Here is a 21,923-nt window from a genome sequence, read left to right as displayed (position 1 = left end):
GCGCAGCGGCCCCGGTTTTCTCCAGGCTGTTCAAAAGCGGTCCCACTATTTTGGTTGTCCATGCTTGTACATACAAGTAAAGGTGTGTTTGTATATCCAACACGACACACCTGCCCGCGGACGACCGCAGAGGACCCTTCCCGTGACCGACAACAATAAATACCGTGACGTTGAAATCCGTGCCCCACGTGGCAACACGCTGACCGCCAAAAGCTGGCTGACCGAAGCGCCACTGCGCATGCTGATGAACAACCTCGACCCGCAGGTCGCGGAAAACCCCAAGGAACTGGTGGTTTACGGTGGTATCGGTCGCGCCGCCCGCAACTGGGCCTGCTACGACAAGATCGTCGAAACCCTGACCCGCCTGGAAGATGACGAAACCTTGCTGGTGCAGTCGGGCAAACCGGTCGGGGTATTCAAAACCCACAGCAACGCTCCACGCGTTCTGATCGCCAACTCCAACCTGGTGCCGCACTGGGCCAACTGGGAACACTTCAACGAACTGGACGCCAAGGGCCTGGCCATGTACGGCCAGATGACCGCCGGCAGCTGGATCTACATCGGCAGCCAAGGCATCGTCCAAGGCACCTATGAAACCTTCGTCGAGGCCGGCCGCCAGCACTACGGTGGCAGCCTCAAAGGCAAGTGGGTACTGACTGCAGGCCTCGGCGGCATGGGCGGCGCCCAGCCCCTGGCCGCGACCTTGGCCGGCGCCTGCTCGCTGAACATCGAATGCCAGCAGAGCCGTATCGATTTCCGCCTCCAAACCCGCTACGTCGACGAGCAGGCCAAAGACCTCGATGACGCCCTGGCGCGCATCGCCAAGTACACCGCCGAAGGCAAGGCCATCTCCATTGCCCTGCATGGCAACGCCGCAGAAGTCCTGCCGGAGCTGGTCAAGCGTGGCGTGCGCCCGGACATGGTCACCGACCAGACCAGCGCCCACGACCCGCTCAACGGCTACCTGCCGGCCGGCTGGACCTGGGAGCAGTACCGTGACCGCGCGCAGACCGAGCCGGCTGCCGTGGTCAAGGCTGCCAAGCAGTCCATGGCCGTGCACGTACAAGCCATGCTCGACTTCCAGAAGCAGGGCATTCCGACCTTCGACTACGGTAACAACATCCGCCAGATGGCCAAGGAAGAGGGCGTAGCCAACGCGTTCGATTTCCCAGGCTTCGTACCGGCATACATCCGCCCGCTGTTCTGCCGCGGTGTGGGGCCGTTCCGCTGGGCTGCGCTGTCCGGCGAAGCCGAGGATATCTACAAGACCGACGCCAAGGTCAAGGAACTGATCCCCGACGACGCCCACTTGCACCGCTGGCTGGACATGGCCCGTGAGCGCATCAGCTTCCAGGGCCTGCCAGCGCGCATCTGCTGGGTTGGCCTGGGCCTTCGCGCCAAGCTGGGCCTGGCCTTCAACGAAATGGTACGCAGCGGCGAGCTGTCGGCGCCGATCGTCATCGGCCGTGACCACCTGGACTCAGGCTCCGTATCGAGCCCCAACCGTGAAACCGAATCGATGCGTGACGGTTCTGACGCCGTCTCCGACTGGCCGCTGCTCAACGCCTTGCTCAACACTGCCAGCGGCGCTACCTGGGTTTCGCTGCACCACGGTGGGGGGGTAGGCATGGGCTTCTCGCAGCACTCGGGCATGGTCATCGTCTGCGATGGTACCGATGAAGCCGCGGCACGCATCGCCCGCGTGCTGACCAACGACCCGGGCACCGGTGTCATGCGCCACGCCGACGCCGGCTACGACATCGCCGTGGACTGCGCCAAGGAACAAGGCCTCGACCTGCCAATGATCACAGGCTGATCGCTGCACTTTGACCGATACTGAACAACAAGAAAGGGCCTGCGGGCCCTGACAGAATGGAGTAGCGAAGTGACCGAACTGACCCTCAAGCCTGGCACCCTGACCCTGGCCCAGCTGCGCGCAATCCACGCCGCACCCGTGCGCCTGCGCCTGGACGCCAGCGCCGATCAGCCGATCAACGACAGCGTCGCCTGCGTCGAACAGATCCTTGCCGAAGACCGCACCGCCTACGGTATCAACACCGGCTTCGGCCTGCTGGCTTCGACCCGTATTGCCAGCCATGACCTGGAAAACCTGCAGCGCTCGCTGGTGCTGTCCCACGCCGCCGGTATCGGCGCGCCGCTGGACGACGACCTGGTGCGGCTGATCATGGTGCTCAAGATAAACAGCCTCAGCCGTGGTTTCTCCGGCATCCGGCGCAAGGTGATCGATGCGCTGATCGCCTTGGTCAACGCCGAAGTCTATCCGCATATACCACTCAAAGGCTCTGTCGGCGCCTCCGGCGACCTGGCACCGCTGGCGCACATGTCGCTGGTGCTGCTCGGCGAAGGCAAGGCACGGTACAAGGGCCAGTGGCTGTCGGCCACTGAAGCCCTGGCCGTCGCTGGCCTGGAGCCACTGACCCTGGCCGCCAAAGAGGGCCTGGCGCTGCTCAATGGCACCCAGGCGTCCTCGGCTTACGCCTTGCGCGGCCTGTTCTACGCCGAAGACCTGTACGCCGCCGCCATCGCCTGCGGTGGTCTGACCGTGGAAGCGGCACTGGGCTCGCGTGCGCCATTCGATGCACGGGTGCATGCCGTGCGTGGCCAGCGGGGCCAGATCGATACCGCCGCCTGTTTCCGCGACCTGCTGGGTGATACCAGCGAGATTTCCCAATCGCACAAGAACTGCGACAAGGTTCAGGACCCGTACTCGCTGCGTTGCCAGCCGCAGGTCATGGGCGCCTGCCTCACCCAGTTGCGCCAGGCCGCCGAAGTGCTCGGCATCGAGGCCAACGCGGTGTCGGACAACCCGCTGGTGTTCGCTGCCGAGGGCGATGTGATCTCGGGTGGCAACTTCCACGCAGAGCCTGTAGCCATGGCCGCTGACAACCTGGCCCTGGCCATCGCCGAAATCGGTTCGCTGAGCGAGCGCCGCATTTCGCTGATGATGGACAAGCACATGTCGCAGCTGCCGCCGTTCCTGGTGGAAAACGGTGGGGTCAACTCCGGCTTCATGATCGCTCAGGTCACGGCTGCGGCCCTGGCCAGCGAGAACAAGGCCCTGTCGCACCCCCACAGCGTCGACAGCCTGCCCACCTCGGCCAACCAGGAAGACCACGTGTCGATGGCCCCGGCTGCGGGCAAGCGCCTGTGGGAAATGGCCGAGAACACCCGCGGCGTGCTGGCCATCGAATGGCTGGGCGCCTGCCAGGGGTTGGACCTGCGCAAGGGGCTCAAGACCTCGGCCAAGCTGGAGCAGGCGCGCCAAGCGCTGCGCAGCGAAGTGCCGCACTACGACCGTGACCGTTTCTTTGCGCCGGATATCGAAAAGGCCGTCGAGCTGTTGGCCAAGGGCAGCCTGACCGGCCTGCTGCCGGCAGGCGTTCTGCCCAGCCTGTGATGCCCTTGGGGCCGCCATGCGGCCCATTCGATCTCACGACCACAAAAACAAGATCAGGACGTGACATGCAACAAGCTCAAGGTCTCAAGCGTGGGCTATCGGCCCGCCACATCCGTTTCATGGCGCTCGGTTCCGAAATCGGTACCGGGCTTTTCTACGGTTCGGCCTCTGCCATCCAGATGGCCGGGCCGGCCGTGCTGCTGGCCTACCTGATTGGCGGCGCCGCCGTGTTCATGGTCATGCGCGCCCTCGGCGAGATGGCCGTGCACAACCCGGTCGCCGGCTCCTTCGGCCATTACGCCACCACCTACCTCGGCCCCATGGCCGGCTTCATCCTCGGTTGGACCTACGCCTTCGAAATGGTCATCGTCGCCATCGCCGATGTCACCGCCTTTGGTATCTACATGGGCTTCTGGTTTCCTGAAGTGGCCCGCTGGATCTGGGTGCTGGGCATCGTCTTCCTGATCGGTGGCCTGAACCTGTGCAACGTCAAGGTGTTCGGCGAGATGGAGTTCTGGCTGTCGCTGCTCAAGGTCGGTGCCATCGTCGCGATGATCCTCGCCGGCTTTGGCATCATGGCCTTCGGCTTCAGCCAGGTTGGCACCGGGCATGCGGTCGGTTTGAGCAACCTGGTCGAGCACGGCGGCTTCATGCCCAATGGCGTCGGCGGCTTGATCGCGTCCTTCGCGGTGGTCATGTTCGCCTTCGGCGGCATCGAAATCATCGGCGTCACTGCCGGTGAGGCCAAGGACCCGCAACGGGTCATCCCCAGGGCCATCAATGCCGTGCCGTTGCGTATCCTGCTGTTCTACGTACTGACCCTGTTCGTGCTGATGTGCCTTTACCCGTGGCCGCAGATCGGCAGCGAAGGTAGCCCCTTCGTGCAGATATTCAGCAACCTGGGCATCGGATCGGCGGCGGCAGTGCTCAACGTCGTGGTGATTTCCGCTGCGGTTTCTGCCATCAACAGTGACATCTTCGGCGCGGGTCGCATGATGTACGGCCTGGCCCAGCAAGGCCATGCGCCACGCGGCTTCAGCCAGCTGTCCAGGCACGGAGTGCCGTGGATGACCGTGGTGGTGATGGGGGCTGCGCTGTTGATTGGCGTGGTGCTCAACTACCTGATCCCCGAGAACGTGTTTCTGCTGATCGCGTCCATCGCCACGTTCGCCACCGTGTGGGTGTGGTTGATGATCCTGGTTACCCAGGTTGCCATGCGCCGCAGCATGAGCCGCGAGGAAGCGGCCCGGCTCAAGTTCCCGGTACCGTTCTGGCCCTACGGCCCGGCCATGGCCATTGCGTTCATGGTGTTCATCTTTGGCGTGCTCGGTTACTTCCCCGATACACAGGCAGCGTTGCTTGTCGGTGTGATCTGGGTGGTGTTCCTGGTTGCGTCCTACCTGTTGTGGTGCAAGCCGCGAGCAGGGCAGGGCGAGGTGGCCCGGGCAGCGGCCGAGCTGCATCGCTAGTTCAGGAGATTGCATATGAGAACCCTCTGGCAGCACTGCCATGTGGCAACCATGGTGGACGGCCGTTACTCGATCATCGAGGACGCAGCGATCGTTACCAGCGGCGGCGTGATCGAATGGCTCGGCCCACGTAGCGAAATGCGGCCGGTCGAGGCGCAACGTACGGTTGACCTGGGCAATGCCTGGGTCACCCCCGGGCTGATCGACTGCCACACCCACGCCGTGTTCGGTGGCAACCGCAGTGGCGAGTTCGAGCAGCGCCTGCAGGGTGTGAGTTATGCCCAAATCGCTGCGCAAGGCGGGGGCATAGCCAGTACCGTGCGGGCCACCCGTGCGGCCAGCGAGGATGAGCTGTTCGCCAGTGCCCGCCAGCGGGTACAGGCGCTGATGCGCGATGGTGTAACCACAATCGAAATCAAGTCCGGCTACGGCCTGGACCTGGCCAACGAGCGCAAGATGCTGCGTGTGGCCAGGCGCCTGGCCGACGAATTGCCGGTTGCTGTGCGCGCTACCTGCCTGGCCGCCCACGCCTTGCCGCCGGAATATGCCGGTCGCGCCGACGACTACATTGCGCATATCTGCGACCAGATGCTGCCTGCACTCGCCGCCGAGGGGTTGGTGGACGCTGTGGACGCGTTTTGCGAGCACCTGGCGTTTTCCCCGGCGCAGGTCGAGCGGGTGTTCATCAAGGCCCGCGAACTGGGCTTGCCGGTCAAGCTGCACGCCGAGCAGCTCTCGTCGCTGCACGGCTCCAGCCTGGCAGCGCGCTACCAGGCGCTGTCGGCCGACCACCTGGAATTCATGACCGAGGAAGACGCCGTGGCCATGGCCGAGGCTGGCACTGTCGCCGTGCTGCTGCCCGGCGCGTTCTACTTCCTGCGCGAAACCCAACTGCCTCCAATGGACGCCTTGCGCCGCCACGGCGTGAGGATTGCCCTTGCCAGCGACCTCAATCCTGGCACATCGCCAGGTCTGTCGCTGCGGCTGATGCTGAACATGGGGTGCACGCTGTTTCGCATGACGCCGGAAGAAGCCCTGGCTGGCGTTACCATCCATGCCGCCACGGCGCTGGGCATGGGCGACACCCATGGTTCGCTGGAAGTCGGCAAGGTGGCGGACTTTGTCGCCTGGCAGATCGAGCGCCCCGCCGACCTGGCCTATTGGCTGGGCGGCGACCTGCCCAAGCGCGTGGTGCGCAAAGGCCATGAAATATCCCACTGAGCGAGGCGAGATGGACAAGGTACTGAGTTTCCACCAGGGCCGTTTGCCCCTGCTGATCAGCATGCCCCATGCGGGGCTCAAGCTGACCCCGGCCGTGCGCGACGGCCTGGTCGACGAGGCGCGCAGCCTGCCGGACACCGACTGGCATATCCCGCGCCTCTACGATTTCGCCCATGAGCTGGGGGCCAGTGTGGTGGCGGCAGAGTATTCGCGCTTCGTCATCGACCTTAACCGGCCGGATGACGACACGCCTTTGTACGCAGGTGCAACCACGGGCCTGTATCCGGCCACACTGTTCGACGGTGCGCCGCTGTTCAAGCAGGGGCAGGCACCCTCTGCCGACGAACGGGCCACTTACCTGGAGCAGATCTGGCGGCCATACCACGCCACCATCGAGCGCGAACTGGCCCGCCTGCGTGAGCAGTTCGGCTACGCCCTTTTATGGGACGCACACTCGATCCGTTCGCTGATCCCGCACCTGTTCGACGGCAAGCTGCCGGACTTCAACCTGGGGACCTTCAACGGTGCCAGTTGTGATCCTGAGCTGGCGCAGTGGCTGTCGGGCGTGTGTGCCGAGGCGCCGGGCTACAGCCATGTACTCAACGGGCGTTTCAAGGGCGGGCACATCACCCGCCACTATGGCGACCCTGCCCGGCAGATTCATGCTGTGCAGCTGGAGTTGGCGCAAAGCACGTACATGAATGAAACCGAGCCCTTCGCCTATCGTGAGGATCTGGCGCAACCGACCCGTCAGGTGCTTCAGCGCCTGCTGGAACAGGCGCTTGCCTGGGGCGCGCTACGCTACGGCAAGTAGCAAGCCCACCGGGCCTGTTTCAATGCAGGGCTCACGCTGTAGCGGCAGAGCATGCTCAAAGCGCAATTCAGGTTTATGATGCCCAACGGCAGACTAAATCCTCACACGGAGTGCGCAATGCAGACCCTCTACCCGCAGATCAAACCCTACGCCCGGCACGATCTGGCCGTGGAAGCGCCGCATGTGCTGTATGTCGATGAAAGCGGCTCGCCTGAAGGTCTGCCGGTGGTGTTCATCCACGGTGGCCCGGGCGCGGGTTGCGATGCCCAGAGCCGTTGCTATTTCGACCCCAACCTGTACCGCATCATCACGTTCGATCAGCGCGGTTGTGGCCGTTCCACCCCGCACGCAAGCCTGGAGAACAACACCACCTGGCACCTGGTCGAGGATCTGGAGCGCATTCGCGAGCACCTGGGCATCGACAAGTGGGTGCTGTTCGGCGGCTCCTGGGGCTCGACCCTGGCCCTGGCTTATGCCCAGACCCACCCCGAGCGGGTTCACGGCCTGATCCTGCGCGGCATCTTCCTGTGCCGCCCGCAAGAGATCGAGTGGTTCTATCAGGAGGGCGCCAGCCGCCTGTTCCCCGATTACTGGCAGGACTACATCGCGCCGATTCCGCCGGATGAGCGTAATGACCTGGTCAAGGCATTCCACAAGCGCCTGACCGGCAACGATCAGATCGCCCAGATGCATGCCGCCAAGGCCTGGTCCACCTGGGAGGGCCGCACTGCCACCCTGCGCCCCAATCCGCTGGTGATCGACCGCTTCTCCGAGCCGCAGCGGGCCTTGTCCATCGCCCGCATCGAATGCCACTACTTCATGAACAACGCGTTCCTTGCACCCGACCAGTTGATCCGCGACATGCCCAAGATCGCCCACCTGCCGGCCGTGATCGTGCATGGCCGCTATGATGTGATCTGCCCGCTGGATAACGCCTGGGCGTTGCACCAGGCATGGCCCAACAGTGAGCTGAAGGTGATCCGCGACGCGGGCCATGCGGCGTCCGAGCCTGGGATCACCGATGCGCTGGTACGGGCAGCCGATCAGATGGCCCGTCGCCTGCTCGATTTGCCGCTGGAAGAAGCATGAAGGGGCTGCTGCAGCGTGTGCGCGGCGCGCGGGTAGAGGTGGCGGGTGAAATTGTCGGCGCCATCGACCAAGGCTTGTTGGTGCTGGTGGCGGTAGAGCCTGAAGATACCCGCGAACAGGCCGATAAGCTGTTGCACAAGTTGCTCAACTACCGCGTTTTCAGCGATGAGCAGGGCAAGATGAACCTATCCCTCAAGGATGTGGGCGGCGGTTTGCTGCTGGTGTCCCAGTTCACCTTGGCTGCGGACACCCGCAGTGGCATGCGTCCGAGCTTTTCGACGGCTGCGCCGCCAGCGCTCGGTGCCGAACTGTTCGACTATCTTTTGCAGCAAGCCCAGGGCCAGCATGCAGATGTGGCAAGCGGCCGATTCGGTGCTGACATGCAGGTGCACCTGGTCAATGATGGCCCTGTGACTTTTCTGTTACAAATATGAAGGAAAAAACGGCCTTGGTTGCGCGAAACAAGGTGTTTTGTACGATAAATAGTTGATCCAGCCTGATGCGTTGTAACGCATCCTGCTGGATAATCGCGCGCTGTTAGGGCCTGCGTTCGCAGGTTCGTTTTACTCTGACTCGAGCATTGTCTGGAACCGTTTGGGGAATCATTACGCCCTCACGGGGTCCGAACAGTGCTCGCCAACCCGGCATTTGTCGCTGGCCGTTGGTTTCATGATCTGTTTTCGGCGAGGGTTGCTCGTGATTGTTAGTCCCCATAAAGCATCTAGAATCCCCGGCAATCGGCTGCGCAAGGCCCTGATGGCCAGTGCCGCACTGGTCGGCCTGATGAGCGCGGGCCAGCTGTGGGCATTCAATCTTGACGATGTTGCAGCCAAGGCAAAGGATCTCGCCGGCCAGAAGTACGAAGCACCGAAAAGCAATCTGCCGGCAGTCTTCCGCGACATGAAGTTCGCCGACTACCAGAAGATTCGCTTCCTGCAGGAAAAGGCCGAGTGGGCCAAGGACAAGACGCCGTTCAAGCTGTCCTTCTACCACCAGGGCATGCACTTCGACACGCCGGTGAAAATCAACGAAGTCACCGCCACCACCGTCGAGGAAATCAAGTACGACCCGAGCCGTTTCGAGTTCGGCGACGTGCCCCACGACCCGGATACCACCAAGAACCTGGGCTACGCCGGTTTCCGCGTGCTTTACCCGATCAACAAGGCCGACAAGCAGGATGAAATCATGACCCTGCTGGGGGCCAGTTATTTCCGTGTGGTCGGCAAAGGGCATGTGTACGGCCTGTCGGCCCGTGGCCTGGCCATCGACACCGCGCTGCCGTCGGGCGAAGAGTTCCCGCGGTTCACCGAATTCTGGGTCGAGAAACCCAAGCCGGCCGACAAGCACCTGGTGATCTACGCCTTGCTGGATTCGCCGCGCTCCACCGGTGCCTACAAGCTGATCCTGCGCCCGGGCAACGATACCGTGGTCGATGTACAGTCCCGCGTGTTCCTGCGTGACCACGTCAGCCGTCTGGGCATCGCGCCGCTGACCAGCATGTACCTGTTCGGCCCTAACCAGCCCTCCAAGGTCATGAACTATCGCCCGGCCCTGCATGACTCCGAAGGCCTGTCGATCCACGCCGGTAACGGCGAGTGGCTGTGGCGCCCGCTGAACAACCCCAAACACCTGTCGGTGAGCAACTTCAGCGTCGAGAACCCGCGCGGTTTCGGCCTGATGCAGCGTCATCGCGAATTCAAGGATTACGAAGACCTCGACGACAACTACCAGAAGCGTCCGAGCGCCTGGATCGAGCCTAAGGGCGACTGGGGCAAAGGCACCGTCGATCTGGTCGAGATCCCGACTGCCGACGAAACCAACGACAATATCGTTGCCTTCTGGAGCCCGGAAACCCTGCCGGAGCCGGGCAAGCCGTTCGAGTACGACTACCGCATGCACTGGACCATCGACGAGTCGCGTTTCCAGGCCCAGGAGCTGGGTTCGGTTACCCAGACCATGCGTTCCACCGGTGACGTCAAGCAGTCCAACCTGATCCGTCAACCAGACGGTAGCGTAGCGTTCCTGGTCGACTTCGCCGGCCCGGCCTTGGCAGCCCTGCCGGAAGACGCCGCGGTACGCAGCCAGATCAGCGTCGGCGACAACGCAGAAGTGGTCGAGAACAATCTGCGCTATAACCCAGAGACCAAGGGCTGGCGCCTGACTTTGCGGTTGAAGATCAAGGAAGCCAAGAAGGCTACCGAGATGCGGGCCGCACTGGTCAGCGATGTTCCGGTCGAAGCAGCCAAGCCTGCCGAAGAAACCAAACACGACAAGACCGCAGCCAAGCATGGCAAGGCTGAAAAAGCCGCCAAGGCCGAGCAACCTGCCAAGGCCGAACAACCTGCCGCCGATGCGGCATCCACCAACGGGACCCCGGCCACCACCGAAAAAGTGCTGACCGAGACCTGGAGCTATCAGTTGCCTGCCGATGAGTAACTCAAGCGCAAGGCCGGAATCGCTTGGCGAGTACCTGGCCCACCTCCCACTGAGCGATGAGCAGCGCGCGGAACTCGCCAGTTGCACCTCGTTCAGTGAGTTGCACCAACGCCTGGCGGGCAATGCGACCGCCACCACCACTGAGGCCGTGCAGGCCTCGGTGGGCCCGCGCCTGACTGTAGGCAGCGCGGCCGAACTGGAAGATGCCCAGATGCTTGGCGTCGACGGCAGCGGCCGGCTTTGCCTGAAGATTGCACCGCCGATCAAGCGTACCCGGGTCGTGCCCGAGCCATGGCGCACCAATGTGCTGATCCGCATGTGGCGGCGCATGACCGGCCGCCCCAACGCGCCGCAGCCGCCAAAGCGCGAGTTGCCGCTGGCGCGCTGGCGCACGGTCGGCTCGATTCGCCGCTATATCCTGCTGACCCTCATGATCGGCCAGACGCTCGTCGCCGGCTGGTACATGAAGGGCATCCTGCCTTACCAGGGCTGGTCGTTCGTCGACCTCGACGAAGTGGTCAACCAGCCGTTGTGGGATACCGTAGTGCAGGTCTGGCCGTACGCGTTGCAAACGTCCATCCTGATCCTCTTCGGCATCCTCTTCTGCTGGGTGTCGGCGGGCTTCTGGACGGCGCTGATGGGCTTCCTCGAGTTGCTCACCGGCCGCGACAAATACCGTATCTCCGGCAGCAGTGCCGGCAGCGAGCCGATCGCTCCTGAAGCACGTACCGCGCTGGTGATGCCTATTTGCAACGAAGACGTGCCGCGCGTGTTCGCAGGGCTGCGGGCGACCTTCGAGTCGGTCGCCGCCAGCGGCAACCTCGACCGTTTCGATTTCTTCGTGCTCAGCGATACCAACGACACTGACATTGCCGTGGCCGAGCAACAGGCCTGGCTGGACGTGTGCCGCGAGACCAAAGGCTTCGGCCGCATCTTCTACCGCCGCCGCCGCCGCCGCGTGAAGCGCAAGAGCGGCAACCTCGACGACTTCTGCCGTCGCTGGGGTGGCGAATACAAGTACATGGTCGTGCTCGACGCCGACAGCGTCATGAGTGGTGAGTGCCTGAGCAGCCTGGTACGCCTGATGGAGGCCAATCCGGACGCTGGCATCATCCAGACCGCGCCCAAAGCCTCGGGTATGGACACGCTGTATGCGCGCATGCAGCAGTTCGCCACCCGCGTCTACGGCCCGCTGTTCACCGCCGGCCTGCACTTCTGGCAACTGGGCGAGTCGCACTACTGGGGCCACAACGCGATCATTCGCATGAAGCCTTTCATCGAGCACTGCGCCCTGGCGCCGTTGCCTGGCAAGGGCGCTTTCGCCGGCGCGATCCTTTCCCACGACTTCGTCGAAGCGGCGCTGATGCGCCGTGCCGGCTGGGGCGTGTGGATTGCCTATGACCTGCCGGGCAGCTATGAAGAGCTGCCGCCGAACCTGCTCGACGAGCTCAAGCGCGACCGCCGCTGGTGCCACGGCAACCTGATGAACTTCCGCCTGTTCCTGGTCAAGGGCATGCACCCGGTGCACCGTGCGGTGTTCCTCACGGGCGTGATGTCTTACCTGTCGGCGCCGCTGTGGTTCTTCTTCCTGGTGCTGTCGACCGCGCTGCTGGCAACCAACACGCTGATGGAGCCGCAATACTTCATCGAGCCGTACCAGCTCTACCCGCTGTGGCCGCAGTGGCACCCGGAGAAGGCCGTCGCGCTGTTCTCCACCACCATCGTGCTGCTGTTCTTGCCCAAGCTGCTCAGTATCATCCTGATCTGGGCCAAGGGCGCGGTCGAGTTCGGCGGGCGGTTCAAGGTCACCTTGTCGATGCTGATGGAGATGCTGTTCTCCATGCTGCTGGCGCCAGTGCGGATGATCTTCCACACCCGCTTCGTGCTGGCCGCATTCCTCGGCTGGGCTGCGACCTGGAACTCGCCGCAGCGTGACGACGACTCCACCCCGTGGAGCGAGGCGGTACGTCGCCACGGCCCGCAAACCCTGTTGGGTATTGCCTGGGCGGCGCTGGTGGCGTGGCTGAACCCGAGCTTCCTGTGGTGGCTGGCGCCGATCGTTGGTTCGCTGGTGCTGTCGATCCCCGTTTCGGTGATCTCCAGCCGCACACGCCTGGGCCTGGCGGCCAAGGACGAGAAGCTGTTCCTGATCCCTGAGGAGTACGCAACGCCCCAGGAGCTGCTCGCCACCGACCAGTACACCCACGAGAACCGCTGGCACGCCCTGCACGACGGCTTTGTCCGCGCTGTGGTCGACCCTCGGCAGAACGCCTTGGCCTGTGCCATGGCCACTGCCCGTCATGGCCAGGCAGCACCGATCGAGGCGATGCGCGCCGAGCGCCTTGCCAAAGCGATCGAGGTCGGGCCCAAAGGGCTGGACCTGGGTACTCGCCTTGCCTTGCTGAGCGACCCGGTAGCCTTGGCGCGCCTGCATGCGCAGGTATGGGCCGAGCACAATGCCGCCTGGATCGACGTGTGGCGTGCATCGATCAACAACGACCCACATTCGCCGTTGTTGCCGTTGCACCCGGCGGACGAGGCACAACCTAGCCTGGTTGGCGCCTGATCTACCCTAGGGGCCGCTATGCGGCCCTTTCGCCGGCTTGCCGGCGACAGGGTTTTCCAATCTTTCTCATCCCCTCGGATTTTGGCCAACAAAGTCCCCCCCGGCTCTAGGTCCCAGGGCCGCCATGCGTTAGCATCCCTCTCCGATAAGCCATGCCGGCCGGTACGGCCGTGCCAACAATAAGATTCGCTACTTTTCTTGCTAGGGGACTTGGTGATGATGAAGAAATACCTTTCGCGGCTGCTGGTCGGCGTCACGGCGCTGGTCGCGGTGGCCTCGGCCCAGGCCGGTGCCATCGACGACGCGGTCAAGCGCGGTACCTTGCGGGTGGGCATGGACCCGACCTACATGCCGTTCCAGATGACCAACAAGCGCGGCGAAATCATCGGCTTCGAAGTCGATATCCTCAAAGCCATGGCCAAATCCATGGGCGTCAAGCTGGAGACCGTCTCCACCGCCTATGACGGCATCATCCCGGCCCTGCTGACCGACAAGTTCGACATGATCGGCAGCGGCATGACCCTGACCCAGGAACGCAACCTGCGCCTGAACTTCAGCGAACCGTTCATCGTGGTTGGCCAGACCCTGCTGATCCGCAAGGATCTGGCTGGCGAGATCAAGTCGTACAAAGACCTGAACAACGAGAAGTACCGCATCACCTCCAAGCTCGGTACCACCGGCGAGATGGTCGCCAAGAAGCTGATCGCCAAGGCCACGTACCATGGCTACGACAATGAGCAGGAAGCGGTGATGGACGTGGTCAACGGCAAGGCTGATGCCTTTGTCTACGATGCGCCGTACAACGTGGTGGCGGTCGACAAGGCCGGTGCCGGCAAGCTGCTGTTCCTCGACGAGCCCTTCACCTACGAGCCGCTGGCATTCGGCTTGAAGAAGGGCGATTACGACAGCATCAACTTCATCAACAACTTCCTGCACCAGATCAAGCATGACGGGACCTACGATCGTATCCACGACAAGTGGTTCAAGAACAAGGACTGGCTGAAGGAAATGGAATAAGAAGTAGCTTCAAGCCGCAAGCTGCAAGCTGCAAGAGGAGGTGGGCCAATACGCGGTCTGCTTTTCCTTACAGCTTGTGGCTTGCGGCTTGCCGCTTTCTGGAGTAACCCCGTGATCAAACACAAGAAAGCCCAATGGCCCTGGCATGCGCTGACGGCGCTGGTCCTGGTGGGCCTGGCGATCAGCCTGTACCTGGCCACCTCGATGATCTCCTACGAGTGGCGCTGGAACCGCGTACCACAATACTTTGCCTACAAGGCCGAGGACGTGCAGCGTGCCAGCGATTACGGCACGGTGCAGGACATCGTCGTCTCAGGCGATAACGCCCGCGTTACGCTCAAGGATGAGAACGGCGGTGAGCAGGTGCTCGATGTGGCCAAGGACAGCCTGCAACTGAGCCGCGGTGACGATGTGGCCGAAGGTGATCAGGTCGGCGTCACCCGTCACTGGGCTGCTGGCCCACTGGCCTGGGGCCTGTGGACCACATTGTGGATCTCGGTAGTGTCCGGGGCGCTGGGCCTGGTGATCGGCCTGTTTGCCGGGTTGTGCCGGTTGTCTAACAACCCGACCCTGCGCGACCTGTCGACCGTCTATGTCGAACTGGTGCGCGGCACGCCGCTGCTGGTGCAGATATTCATCTTCTACTTCTTCATCGGTACCGTGCTCAACTTGTCCCGTGAGTTCGCCGGGGTGGCGGCGCTGGCGCTGTTCACCGGTGCTTACGTGGCCGAGATCGTGCGGGCCGGCGTGCAGTCGATCGCCAAGGGGCAGAATGAGGCGGCCCGCTCGCTCGGCCTTAACGCCAGCCAGTCGATGCGCCACGTGATCCTGCCGCAGGCGTTCAAACGCGTACTGCCTCCGCTGGCCGGGCAGTTCATCAGCCTGGTCAAGGACACCTCGCTGGTCTCGGTGATCGCCATCACCGAACTGACCAAGAGCGGCCGTGAGGCCATCACCACTTCGTTCTCGACATTCGAGATCTGGTTCTGCGTGGCAGGCCTGTACCTGCTGATCAACCTGCCGCTGTCGCATCTGGCCAGCCGGCTCGAGCGGAGGCTTGCGCAAAGTGATTGAAGTCCGTGACCTTTTGAAAGTGTTCGACACCCGAGGCCAGGTAGTGCGTGCGGTGGACAACGTCACCACCCAGGTGGCCAAGGGTGAAGTGGTGGTGGTGCTTGGCCCGTCGGGGTCCGGCAAGTCGACCTTCCTGCGCTGCCTCAACGGCCTGGAGCATTTCGACGAGGGCCATGTGGCCATCAACGGGCTGCGGTTGGAAGACCCGAAAACCGACATCAACGCCTACCGCCGCGAAGTCGGCATGGTGTTCCAGCATTTCAACCTGTTCCCGCACATGACGGTGCTGGAAAACCTGTGCCTGGCGCAGAAGGTCGTGCGCAAGCGTGGCAAGGCAGAGCGTGAGGCCAAGGCGCGGGCGTTGCTGGAAAAGGTGGGTATCTCGGAGAAGGCCAATGAGTACCCCTCGCGGCTTTCCGGTGGTCAGCAGCAACGGGTGGCGATTGCCCGTGCGCTGGCGATGGAACCCAAGGTGATGCTGTTCGACGAGCCGACCTCCGCGCTCGACCCGGAAATGGTCGGTGAAGTGCTGGACGTGATGAAGACACTGGCCCAGGAAGGCATGACCATGGTCTGCGTGACCCATGAAATGGGTTTTGCCCGCGAAGTGGCCGACCGCGTGCTGTTCTTCGATCACGGCAAGTTGCTGGAGGATTCGGCGCCTGCGGCGTTCTTTGCCTCGCCGAAGGATCCGCGGGCGCAAGCGTTCCTGCGCCAAGTGCTCTGAAAGCAGCTGCAAGCTGCAAGCTAAAGCCGGGCGGTGATGGGCGGTCCATAGCGTTCGGCTTTAGCTTGTGGCTTGAAGCTTTCAGAGGCTGAAACGCCCGACCATACCTCGCAGCTGCTGGCCCAGCTGCTCCAGCTCGCCGCTTGAAGCTGCCGTTTGTTCACTGGCCGCACTGGTCTGGTCCGAGGCATCGCGCACGCTGATCACACTGCGGTTTATCTGTTCGGCCACCACACTCTGTTGCTCGCTGGCCGTGGCAATCTGCTGGTTCATGCCTTGGATGCTCGACACCGTATCGGTGATCTGGCTCAAGGCATCCCCGGCCTTGCGGCTCAGCTCGACACTTTGCTCGGTCAGGCGTTTGCTGTTGTCGAGCAGGCTGGTCACCTCGTCGGTGCCGTTGTGCAAGCTTTCGATCAATTGCTCGATCTCCTCCGTGGACTGCTGTGTACGCTGCGCCAAGCCGCGCACTTCGTCAGCCACCACGGCAAAACCACGGCCCGCCTCACCTGCTCGGGCAGCCTCGATGGCAGCGTTGAGCGCCAACAGGTTGGTTTGCTCGGAGACCGACTTGATCACATCGAGAATGCTGCCAATGCGCTGGCTTTCGCCCGCCAGATGCTGCATAGCTGCCAGGCAATCATCCATCTGCCTGGCCAGTTGCTCGATACGGCCGATGGCTTCAGTCACCACCTGATCGCCCTGCTGGGCCTGCTGGTCGGCGTTGGTTGCCGCCAATGAAGCTTGTTCGGCGTTTTGCGCGACTTCCTGGACCGTGGCGCTCATCTGGTTCATGGCAGTGGCGACCTGATCGGTTTCCTCGCGCTGCTGGCTGATGCGCAGCTTGGTGTCCTCGCTGCTGGCTGCCAGTTGTGTGGCGGCCTGAGACAAATGGCCAACGCCTTGATCGATACCGCCGATCAGCTTGCGCAGGCTCAGGGTCATTTCCTGCATGCTGGCCTGCAGCTGGCCCATTTCGTCACGACGACCCACAGGCTCCACCTGGCTCAGGTCACCCCGGGCGATGCGCGCTGCCACCGCCAGGGTCTGGCGTAGCGGCTGGGTGATCTGCAAGGTGATCAGCCAGCCGGCTGCTACGCCCACCAGCAAGGCCAGCACCGCAACGCTGGTCAACAGCGAGCGGGCGGCCAGTGCTTCGCTGTCGCGCTGCTCGACCTTCCTTTTACCCAGCTCCAGGCTCACAGCACGCAGTTCGTTGCCCATCTGCTCCATGTCGTTCTGCAACTGCTCGACACTCAAGGCGGCGCGTCGGTACTGCTCGAGGCTGGCGCGGTATTTCCCCAGTTCCACGCCAGGCTGTTCCATCACTGCTCGCGAAAGGCCCAAGGGGGCAAGTGCCTGGATCAACTGCCCGAGGCTTTTGTCGGCAGCATCCAGCGCCGCCTCGCCAACCTTGGCGAAGTCCTCCAGCGGCGAGAAGGTGTACGCCGGCACCAGGCTCTGCTGGTTGGCGCCGTCCACATGCCGGGTGAGGCTGTCCATCAGGCCCAGCAGGCCGCTTTGTTGGCTGTCGGCGGGCATCTTCAGCAGGGCCTGGGTTTCCAGTTCGTCGATGACGCCGTTGAGCTTCTGCTCTTGCGCCTGCATTGCCTCGCGCAACCCACGCCGGCTTTCAACGGTGCGCTGCAAGGTGGCGAAATTTTCGTGAAGGCGCTGCAGCAATTGCAGCTTCTGGGCCAGCATCTGGCGTGATTCATCGACACTGCTGCGTTGCTGCAGCGCGGTCAGCATGGCGTCGAGTTGTTGCAGGATGCGGGTGATCTGCGCCTTGCTGGCATCATCGGCCAACACCCTGTAGGTGATGCGCTCGGCGCGCAGGTCCTTGACCAGATCATTGATCTGGCCAATTTCGCTGAGCTGCTCCGAGCGCGTAATGGCGTCGTCCAGGGCGCGCCAGCCGCTGGCGGCAGTGGCCACGGTGAGCAGCAGTACCACGGCAAAACCCAGAGCGAGCTTGGCGCCGACGCTGATGTTGCCAATCCTGCGGTTGAGGTAGCCGAACATGGCAAGTCTCCATCCAGTTGAGTAGGGGAGCCATGCCGGCGTTTTGCTGGCATGACACCCCTGCCCATCGGCGGAAGGCTTGTAGGACTTGACCTGAGAATTGGGTAGGAAATTTCAGCAGTGCGTGTAGGAATTCATACTGGCCCCATTGCTGGCTCGCCAGCGATGGGGCCAGTACGGGCTTACAGCCTGAAGCGCCTTACCAGGTTTTGCAGGTGCGTGCCCAGCCGCGCAAGCTCGACACTGGAGCTGGCCGTCTCCTCACTCGCCGCCGAAGTCTGGTCGGAGATATCCCGCACATTGATCACGCTGCGGTTGATCTCCTCGGCAGTCGCACTCTGCTGTTCGGCGGCCGTGGCGATCTGCTGGTTCATCGCCTGGATCGACGACACGGTTCGGGTGATGGTCTCCAGCGAAGTGCCGGCGCGGCGGGTAAGCTCGACGCTGCTGTCGGTGAGCTGGCGGCTGGCGTCCATCACGCTGGCCACTCGCTGGGTTCCGCTTTGCAAACCGGCAATCAGCTCTTCGATCTCTTCGGTGGACTGCTGGGTACGCTGCGCCAGGCTGCGCACTTCGTCGGCGACCACGGCAAAGCCACGGCCGGCCTCACCGGCCCGCGCCGCTTCGATGGCCGCATTGAGGGCCAGCAGGTTGGTTTGCTGGGCCACCGACTTGATCACATCCAGCACGCTGCCGATCTTGTCGCTTTCGGCCTTGAGCTGGTTCATCGCCTCGCTGGAGTTGACCACTTCACCGGCCAGGCGCTCGATTTGCGCCACCGCTTCGCTGACAACCCGATCACCTTCACGCGCCTGCTGGTCCGCCATGAGGGCCGCCTCTGAGGCTTGCTCAGCATTGCGTGCCACTTCATGCACGGTGGCCGCCATTTCGTTCATGGCAGTGGCCACCTGGTCGGTTTCGACCTTTTGGTTGTTGACCCCGGCGCTGGTCTGCTCGGTTACCGCCGAAAGCTCTTCGGCGGCGCTGGCGATCTGCGTGACACCGTCACCGATACCACCGATCAGTTCGCGCAGGCCTTGGGTCATGCGCTGCATGCTGGCCTGCAACTGCCCCAGCTCGTCGCGGCGGGTTGCCAGAAGGTCCTGGCGCAGGTCGCCGTTGGCCACGCGCTCGGCGGCGGCCAGTGTCTGGCGCAGCGGGACGATGATCTGCCGAGTGATGGCCCAGGCCGCGAGCAGGCCCAGTACCAACGCCAGTGCCGTGGCTGAGGCAAGCAAGGTTTTTGCCTTGCGCGAGCCTGCATCGCGGACTTCGGTCTGTGAAACCGTCATCTTCTGGCTGTTATCCATCAGCACGGTGCCTTGATCAGTCATCACCTGCAGGGCCTGATCACTGGCCGATTGCGCGCTACCGAACTGGTTGACCGCATCGCGATAAGCGGCGAGGGCCGACATCGAGTCATCGAGGCTGGCGGCATATTCGGCGGGCAGCTTGGCCGGTAGCGCCTTGAGGTTGGTCATGGCCTGGTCGATGGCGTTGAGCGCAGTCTGCTGGTAGTTCGCTTCGCCACTGTAGGTGTAGCCGCGCACCTGGAAGCGTGCTTGCTGTAGCAGGGCACTGACCTCTACCGTGCTCTGGTAGGGCGTGATATCGCCGGCTTGCAGCAGGCGCTCCTGCACCCTGCTGATAAGCTCGGCTGCCTTGTCGGCACTGTCACCCAGTGCGCTTCGGCTGGCTTCGCGTCGTTGCCCGGCCTGCTTGAGGTCGGCGAAAGCTTGCTGATATTTGCGCACCGCCTCCTGCTGTTGCTGCAGGCGCTGATGATCGACGGGTTGCTCGATCTGGCCGAGCATGAGGCTGATCTGGCGGTCGAGGCCAGCGAGGGCTTTTTCCAGTTCGCCGATCGCCGCTTCGTTGCGATCGCGCTGGTAATGCTGACGCGCGATGCGCAGTTCCTGGGTGCCCTGGCTGATGACCGAGATATTGCCCAGCTTGTCACCACGGTCGATGATGCTGTTCATGCCTTGCCAGCCAGTGAAGGTGATGGCCAAAGTCAGTAACAGTACCAGGCCAAAGCCCAGCCCCAGTTTGCGATTGACGCTCACATTTCCCAGCGTTTCGGTAACCCATCGGAACATGTTCGACTCCCCGGTAAACTTGGCAGCACGGATTATTGTTGTGTTGCCTAGGCATCGGCCTGCGCCGGGGAAACTTGATGGGAAAATCCTGACCCGTTTGTCAGAAAATCCTTGAAAGCAAGGCTGTTACGGCGGTTTCCACACGCAGGATGCGGTCACCCAACTGCACTGGCGCGAGCCCTGCTTTGCCCAGCAGCTCGACTTCGTAGGGGATCCAGCCGCCCTCGGGGCCAATGGCCAGTGTCACCGGGCCTTCGACGGCGCGCGGGCACGCGGGGTAGGGGCCGGGGTGGCCAACCAGGCCCAGGGTGCCGTCGGCGATGGCAGGCAGGCGGTCTTCGACGAACGGTTTGAAGCGTTTTTCGATGACCACCTCGGGCAGCACCGTGTCGCGGGCCTGTTCCAGGCCCAGTATCAGGTTGTCGCGGATGCTCTCGGGGTTGAGGAACGGCGTCTGCCAGAAGCTTTTCTCGACCTTGTAGCTGTTGACCAGGATCAACCGCTGTACACCCAGCGTGGCGACGGTCTGGAATAGCCTGCGCAGCATTTTTGGCCGCGGCACGGCCAGCACCAGGGTCAGCGGCAGCTTGGCCGGCGGCGGCAGGTCGAAGCCGACTTCAAGCTCGGCTTCGTGCTGTGCCAGGCGTACCACGGTGGCAGTGCCCATCAGGCCATTGATGCGGCCCACGCGCAGGCTGTCGCCCACCACCACGCGGTGAATCTCCTGCATATGGGTGAAGCGCCTATCGGCAAGGACGACGCGGTCGGCCGACACGAAGTCGGCCTCTTCAAGAAGCAACAGATTCACGGCTGGGTCGCTGGTGGCTGGTCGTTGGGGTCGTTTGCCGTGTCATCTTCGGCGTGGCTGCGCTTGCGGATCAGGCTGCCACACAGCACGCCGATCTCGAACAGCAGCCACATGGGCACGGCGAGCAAGGTCTGCGAGAAGATGTCGGGCGGGGTCAGGATCATGCCGACCACGAAGCAGCCGATGATCACGTAGGGGCGGATTTTCTTCAGGTATTGCACGTCGACCACGCCGATCCACACCAGCAGCACCACCGCTACCGGGATCTCGAAGGCAACACCGAAGGCGAAGAACAGCGTCATGACGAAGTCCAGATAACTGGAAATGTCGGTCATCATCGACACGCCTTCCGGCGTGGCGCTGGCGAAGAAGCCGAAGATCAGCGGGAACACCAGGAAGTAGGCGAAGGCCATGCCGGCATAGAACAGGAAGATGCTCGACACCAGCAGCGGAATGGCGATGCGCTTTTCGTGGCGATACAGGCCAGGCGCGATAAAACCCCAGATCTGCTGCAGGATGAACGGGATCGCCAGGAACAGCGAAACGATCATGGTCAGCTTGAACGGCGTCAGGAACGGCGAGGCCACGTCGGTGGCGATCATCGTGGCGTTGGCCGGCAGGTGTTCGCGCAGTGGCGCCGAGACCAGGGTGTAGATCTGCTGGGCGAAGGAGAACAGCCCGGCAAAAATCAGGAAGATGGCAGCCACGCAGCGCAGCAGGCGGGTGCGCAGTTCGGTCAGGTGCGAGACCAGCGGCATGGGCTGGTCGTCTTGCGGTTTTTCGCTCATGGGGCTCGCGGCGGTTGAGGCTGTTCGGGCTGCTCAGGTGCAGGCGCCGGCGCTACCGGTGCCGATGTTGGCGTGGCGGCGGGCTGCTCGGTGGCCACAGCGGCGGGTGGCTGGGCAGGCGGCGTCAGCGGGTTGAGGATGCGCTTGGCTTCCTGTTCCATGTGCAGGATGTGCTCGTTGTGCAACTGTCGGCGGATGTCATCGGCACCGATTTCGCGCTCGACTTCCATCTTGATCGAATTGAAGCTGCGCTTGAGCCGGCCGATCCACAGCCCTGCAGTGCGCGCGGCGCCGGGCAGGCGCTCGGGGCCGAGCACCAGCAGCGCGACGAGGCCGACGAGCAGTAACTCGCTGAAACTCATGCCGAACATG

General features: G+C 63.1%; 17 protein-coding genes. 12 read left to right on the top strand and 5 right to left on the bottom strand.

Going from position 1 to position 21,923, the window contains the following annotated elements; genetic code table 11:
* The first annotated feature begins 142 nt into the window (after positions 1 to 142).
* From hutU to ACEWE8_RS05300, 12 genes are all read left to right on the top strand, one after another.
* Positions 143 to 1,816, top strand: a complete 1,674-nt coding sequence (gene hutU, locus ACEWE8_RS05355; RefSeq protein ID WP_046785000.1) for a urocanate hydratase — start codon at positions 143 to 145, stop codon at positions 1,814 to 1,816.
* Between the two features lie 69 nt (positions 1,817 to 1,885).
* Positions 1,886 to 3,418 carry a histidine ammonia-lyase gene (gene hutH, locus ACEWE8_RS05350; protein ID WP_046785001.1) on the top strand — a complete coding sequence of 511 codons (1,533 nt, stop codon included), beginning with the start codon at positions 1,886 to 1,888 and terminating at the stop codon, positions 3,416 to 3,418.
* A 65-nt stretch (positions 3,419 to 3,483) separates the two neighbouring features.
* Positions 3,484 to 4,887, top strand: a complete 1,404-nt coding sequence (locus tag ACEWE8_RS05345; RefSeq protein ID WP_046785002.1) for an amino acid permease — start codon at positions 3,484 to 3,486, stop codon at positions 4,885 to 4,887.
* Positions 4,888 to 4,902: 15 nt separating this feature from the next.
* Positions 4,903 to 6,108 (top strand): imidazolonepropionase, encoded by a 1,206-nt coding sequence (gene hutI, locus ACEWE8_RS05340; RefSeq protein WP_046785003.1) that lies wholly within the window; start codon positions 4,903 to 4,905, stop codon positions 6,106 to 6,108.
* Positions 6,109 to 6,118: 10 nt separating this feature from the next.
* Entirely contained in the window at positions 6,119 to 6,922 is an 804-nt protein-coding gene (gene hutG, locus ACEWE8_RS05335; RefSeq protein WP_046785004.1) for an N-formylglutamate deformylase, read from the top strand.
* A gap of 117 nt (positions 6,923 to 7,039) precedes the next feature.
* Positions 7,040 to 8,011, top strand: a complete 972-nt coding sequence (gene pip, locus ACEWE8_RS05330; protein ID WP_012312379.1) for a prolyl aminopeptidase — start codon at positions 7,040 to 7,042, stop codon at positions 8,009 to 8,011.
* Positions 8,008 to 8,445, top strand: a complete 438-nt coding sequence (dtd, locus tag ACEWE8_RS05325; RefSeq protein WP_012312380.1) for a D-aminoacyl-tRNA deacylase — start codon at positions 8,008 to 8,010, stop codon at positions 8,443 to 8,445. The genes pip and dtd overlap by 4 nt, the downstream gene beginning before the upstream one ends.
* 322 nt (positions 8,446 to 8,767) lie before the next feature.
* Positions 8,768 to 10,447, top strand: coding sequence for a glucan biosynthesis protein G (locus ACEWE8_RS05320; protein ID WP_046785005.1), 1,680 nt, complete (start codon positions 8,768 to 8,770; stop codon positions 10,445 to 10,447).
* Positions 10,440 to 13,013 carry a glucans biosynthesis glucosyltransferase MdoH gene (gene mdoH / locus ACEWE8_RS05315; protein WP_046785006.1) on the top strand — a complete coding sequence of 858 codons (2,574 nt, stop codon included), beginning with the start codon at positions 10,440 to 10,442 and terminating at the stop codon, positions 13,011 to 13,013. Before ACEWE8_RS05320 ends, mdoH begins: the two co-directional genes overlap by 8 nt.
* Positions 13,014 to 13,232: 219 nt before the next feature.
* Complete coding sequence (locus ACEWE8_RS05310) at positions 13,233 to 14,030, top strand: transporter substrate-binding domain-containing protein (protein WP_046785173.1); 798 nt, start codon at positions 13,233 to 13,235, stop codon at positions 14,028 to 14,030.
* A gap of 111 nt (positions 14,031 to 14,141) precedes the next feature.
* Entirely contained in the window at positions 14,142 to 15,104 is a 963-nt protein-coding gene (locus tag ACEWE8_RS05305; protein ID WP_012312384.1) for an amino acid ABC transporter permease, read from the top strand.
* Positions 15,097 to 15,831, top strand: a complete 735-nt coding sequence (locus ACEWE8_RS05300) for an amino acid ABC transporter ATP-binding protein (protein ID WP_012312385.1) — start codon at positions 15,097 to 15,099, stop codon at positions 15,829 to 15,831. The genes ACEWE8_RS05305 and ACEWE8_RS05300 overlap by 8 nt, the downstream gene beginning before the upstream one ends.
* A gap of 81 nt (positions 15,832 to 15,912) precedes the next feature.
* Here ACEWE8_RS05300 and ACEWE8_RS05295 read toward each other — a convergent pair whose 3' ends face one another.
* The 5 genes from ACEWE8_RS05295 to tatB form a co-directional block, all read right to left on the bottom strand.
* Entirely contained in the window at positions 15,913 to 17,856 is a 1,944-nt protein-coding gene (locus ACEWE8_RS05295) for a methyl-accepting chemotaxis protein (RefSeq protein WP_323613794.1), read from the bottom strand.
* 182 nt (positions 17,857 to 18,038) lie between these two features.
* Complete coding sequence (locus ACEWE8_RS05290) at positions 18,039 to 19,955, bottom strand: methyl-accepting chemotaxis protein (RefSeq protein ID WP_046785007.1); 1,917 nt, start codon at positions 19,953 to 19,955, stop codon at positions 18,039 to 18,041.
* 100 nt (positions 19,956 to 20,055) lie between these two features.
* Positions 20,056 to 20,763: a 16S rRNA (uracil(1498)-N(3))-methyltransferase gene (locus ACEWE8_RS05285; protein ID WP_046785008.1), complete on the bottom strand. Its 708-nt coding sequence runs from the start codon at positions 20,761 to 20,763 to the stop codon at positions 20,056 to 20,058.
* The gene (tatC, locus tag ACEWE8_RS05280) at positions 20,760 to 21,551 is read right to left on the bottom strand and encodes a twin-arginine translocase subunit TatC (RefSeq protein WP_012312389.1); all 792 of its coding nucleotides are present in this window, start codon (positions 21,549 to 21,551) and stop codon (positions 20,760 to 20,762) included. Before tatC ends, ACEWE8_RS05285 begins: the two co-directional genes overlap by 4 nt.
* Positions 21,548 to 21,922 (bottom strand): Sec-independent protein translocase protein TatB, encoded by a 375-nt coding sequence (gene tatB / locus ACEWE8_RS05275; RefSeq protein WP_046785009.1) that lies wholly within the window; start codon positions 21,920 to 21,922, stop codon positions 21,548 to 21,550. Before tatB ends, tatC begins: the two co-directional genes overlap by 4 nt.
* Position 21,923 lies beyond the last annotated feature (1 nt).

This window comes from Pseudomonas sp. TR47, from assembly GCF_044143025.1.
GTDB classification, from domain to species: Bacteria; Pseudomonadota; Gammaproteobacteria; order Pseudomonadales; family Pseudomonadaceae; genus Aquipseudomonas; species Aquipseudomonas putida_E.
Note: the sequence above shows the minus strand (reverse complement) of the source record. Positions and strands in the feature narration are given on the sequence as shown.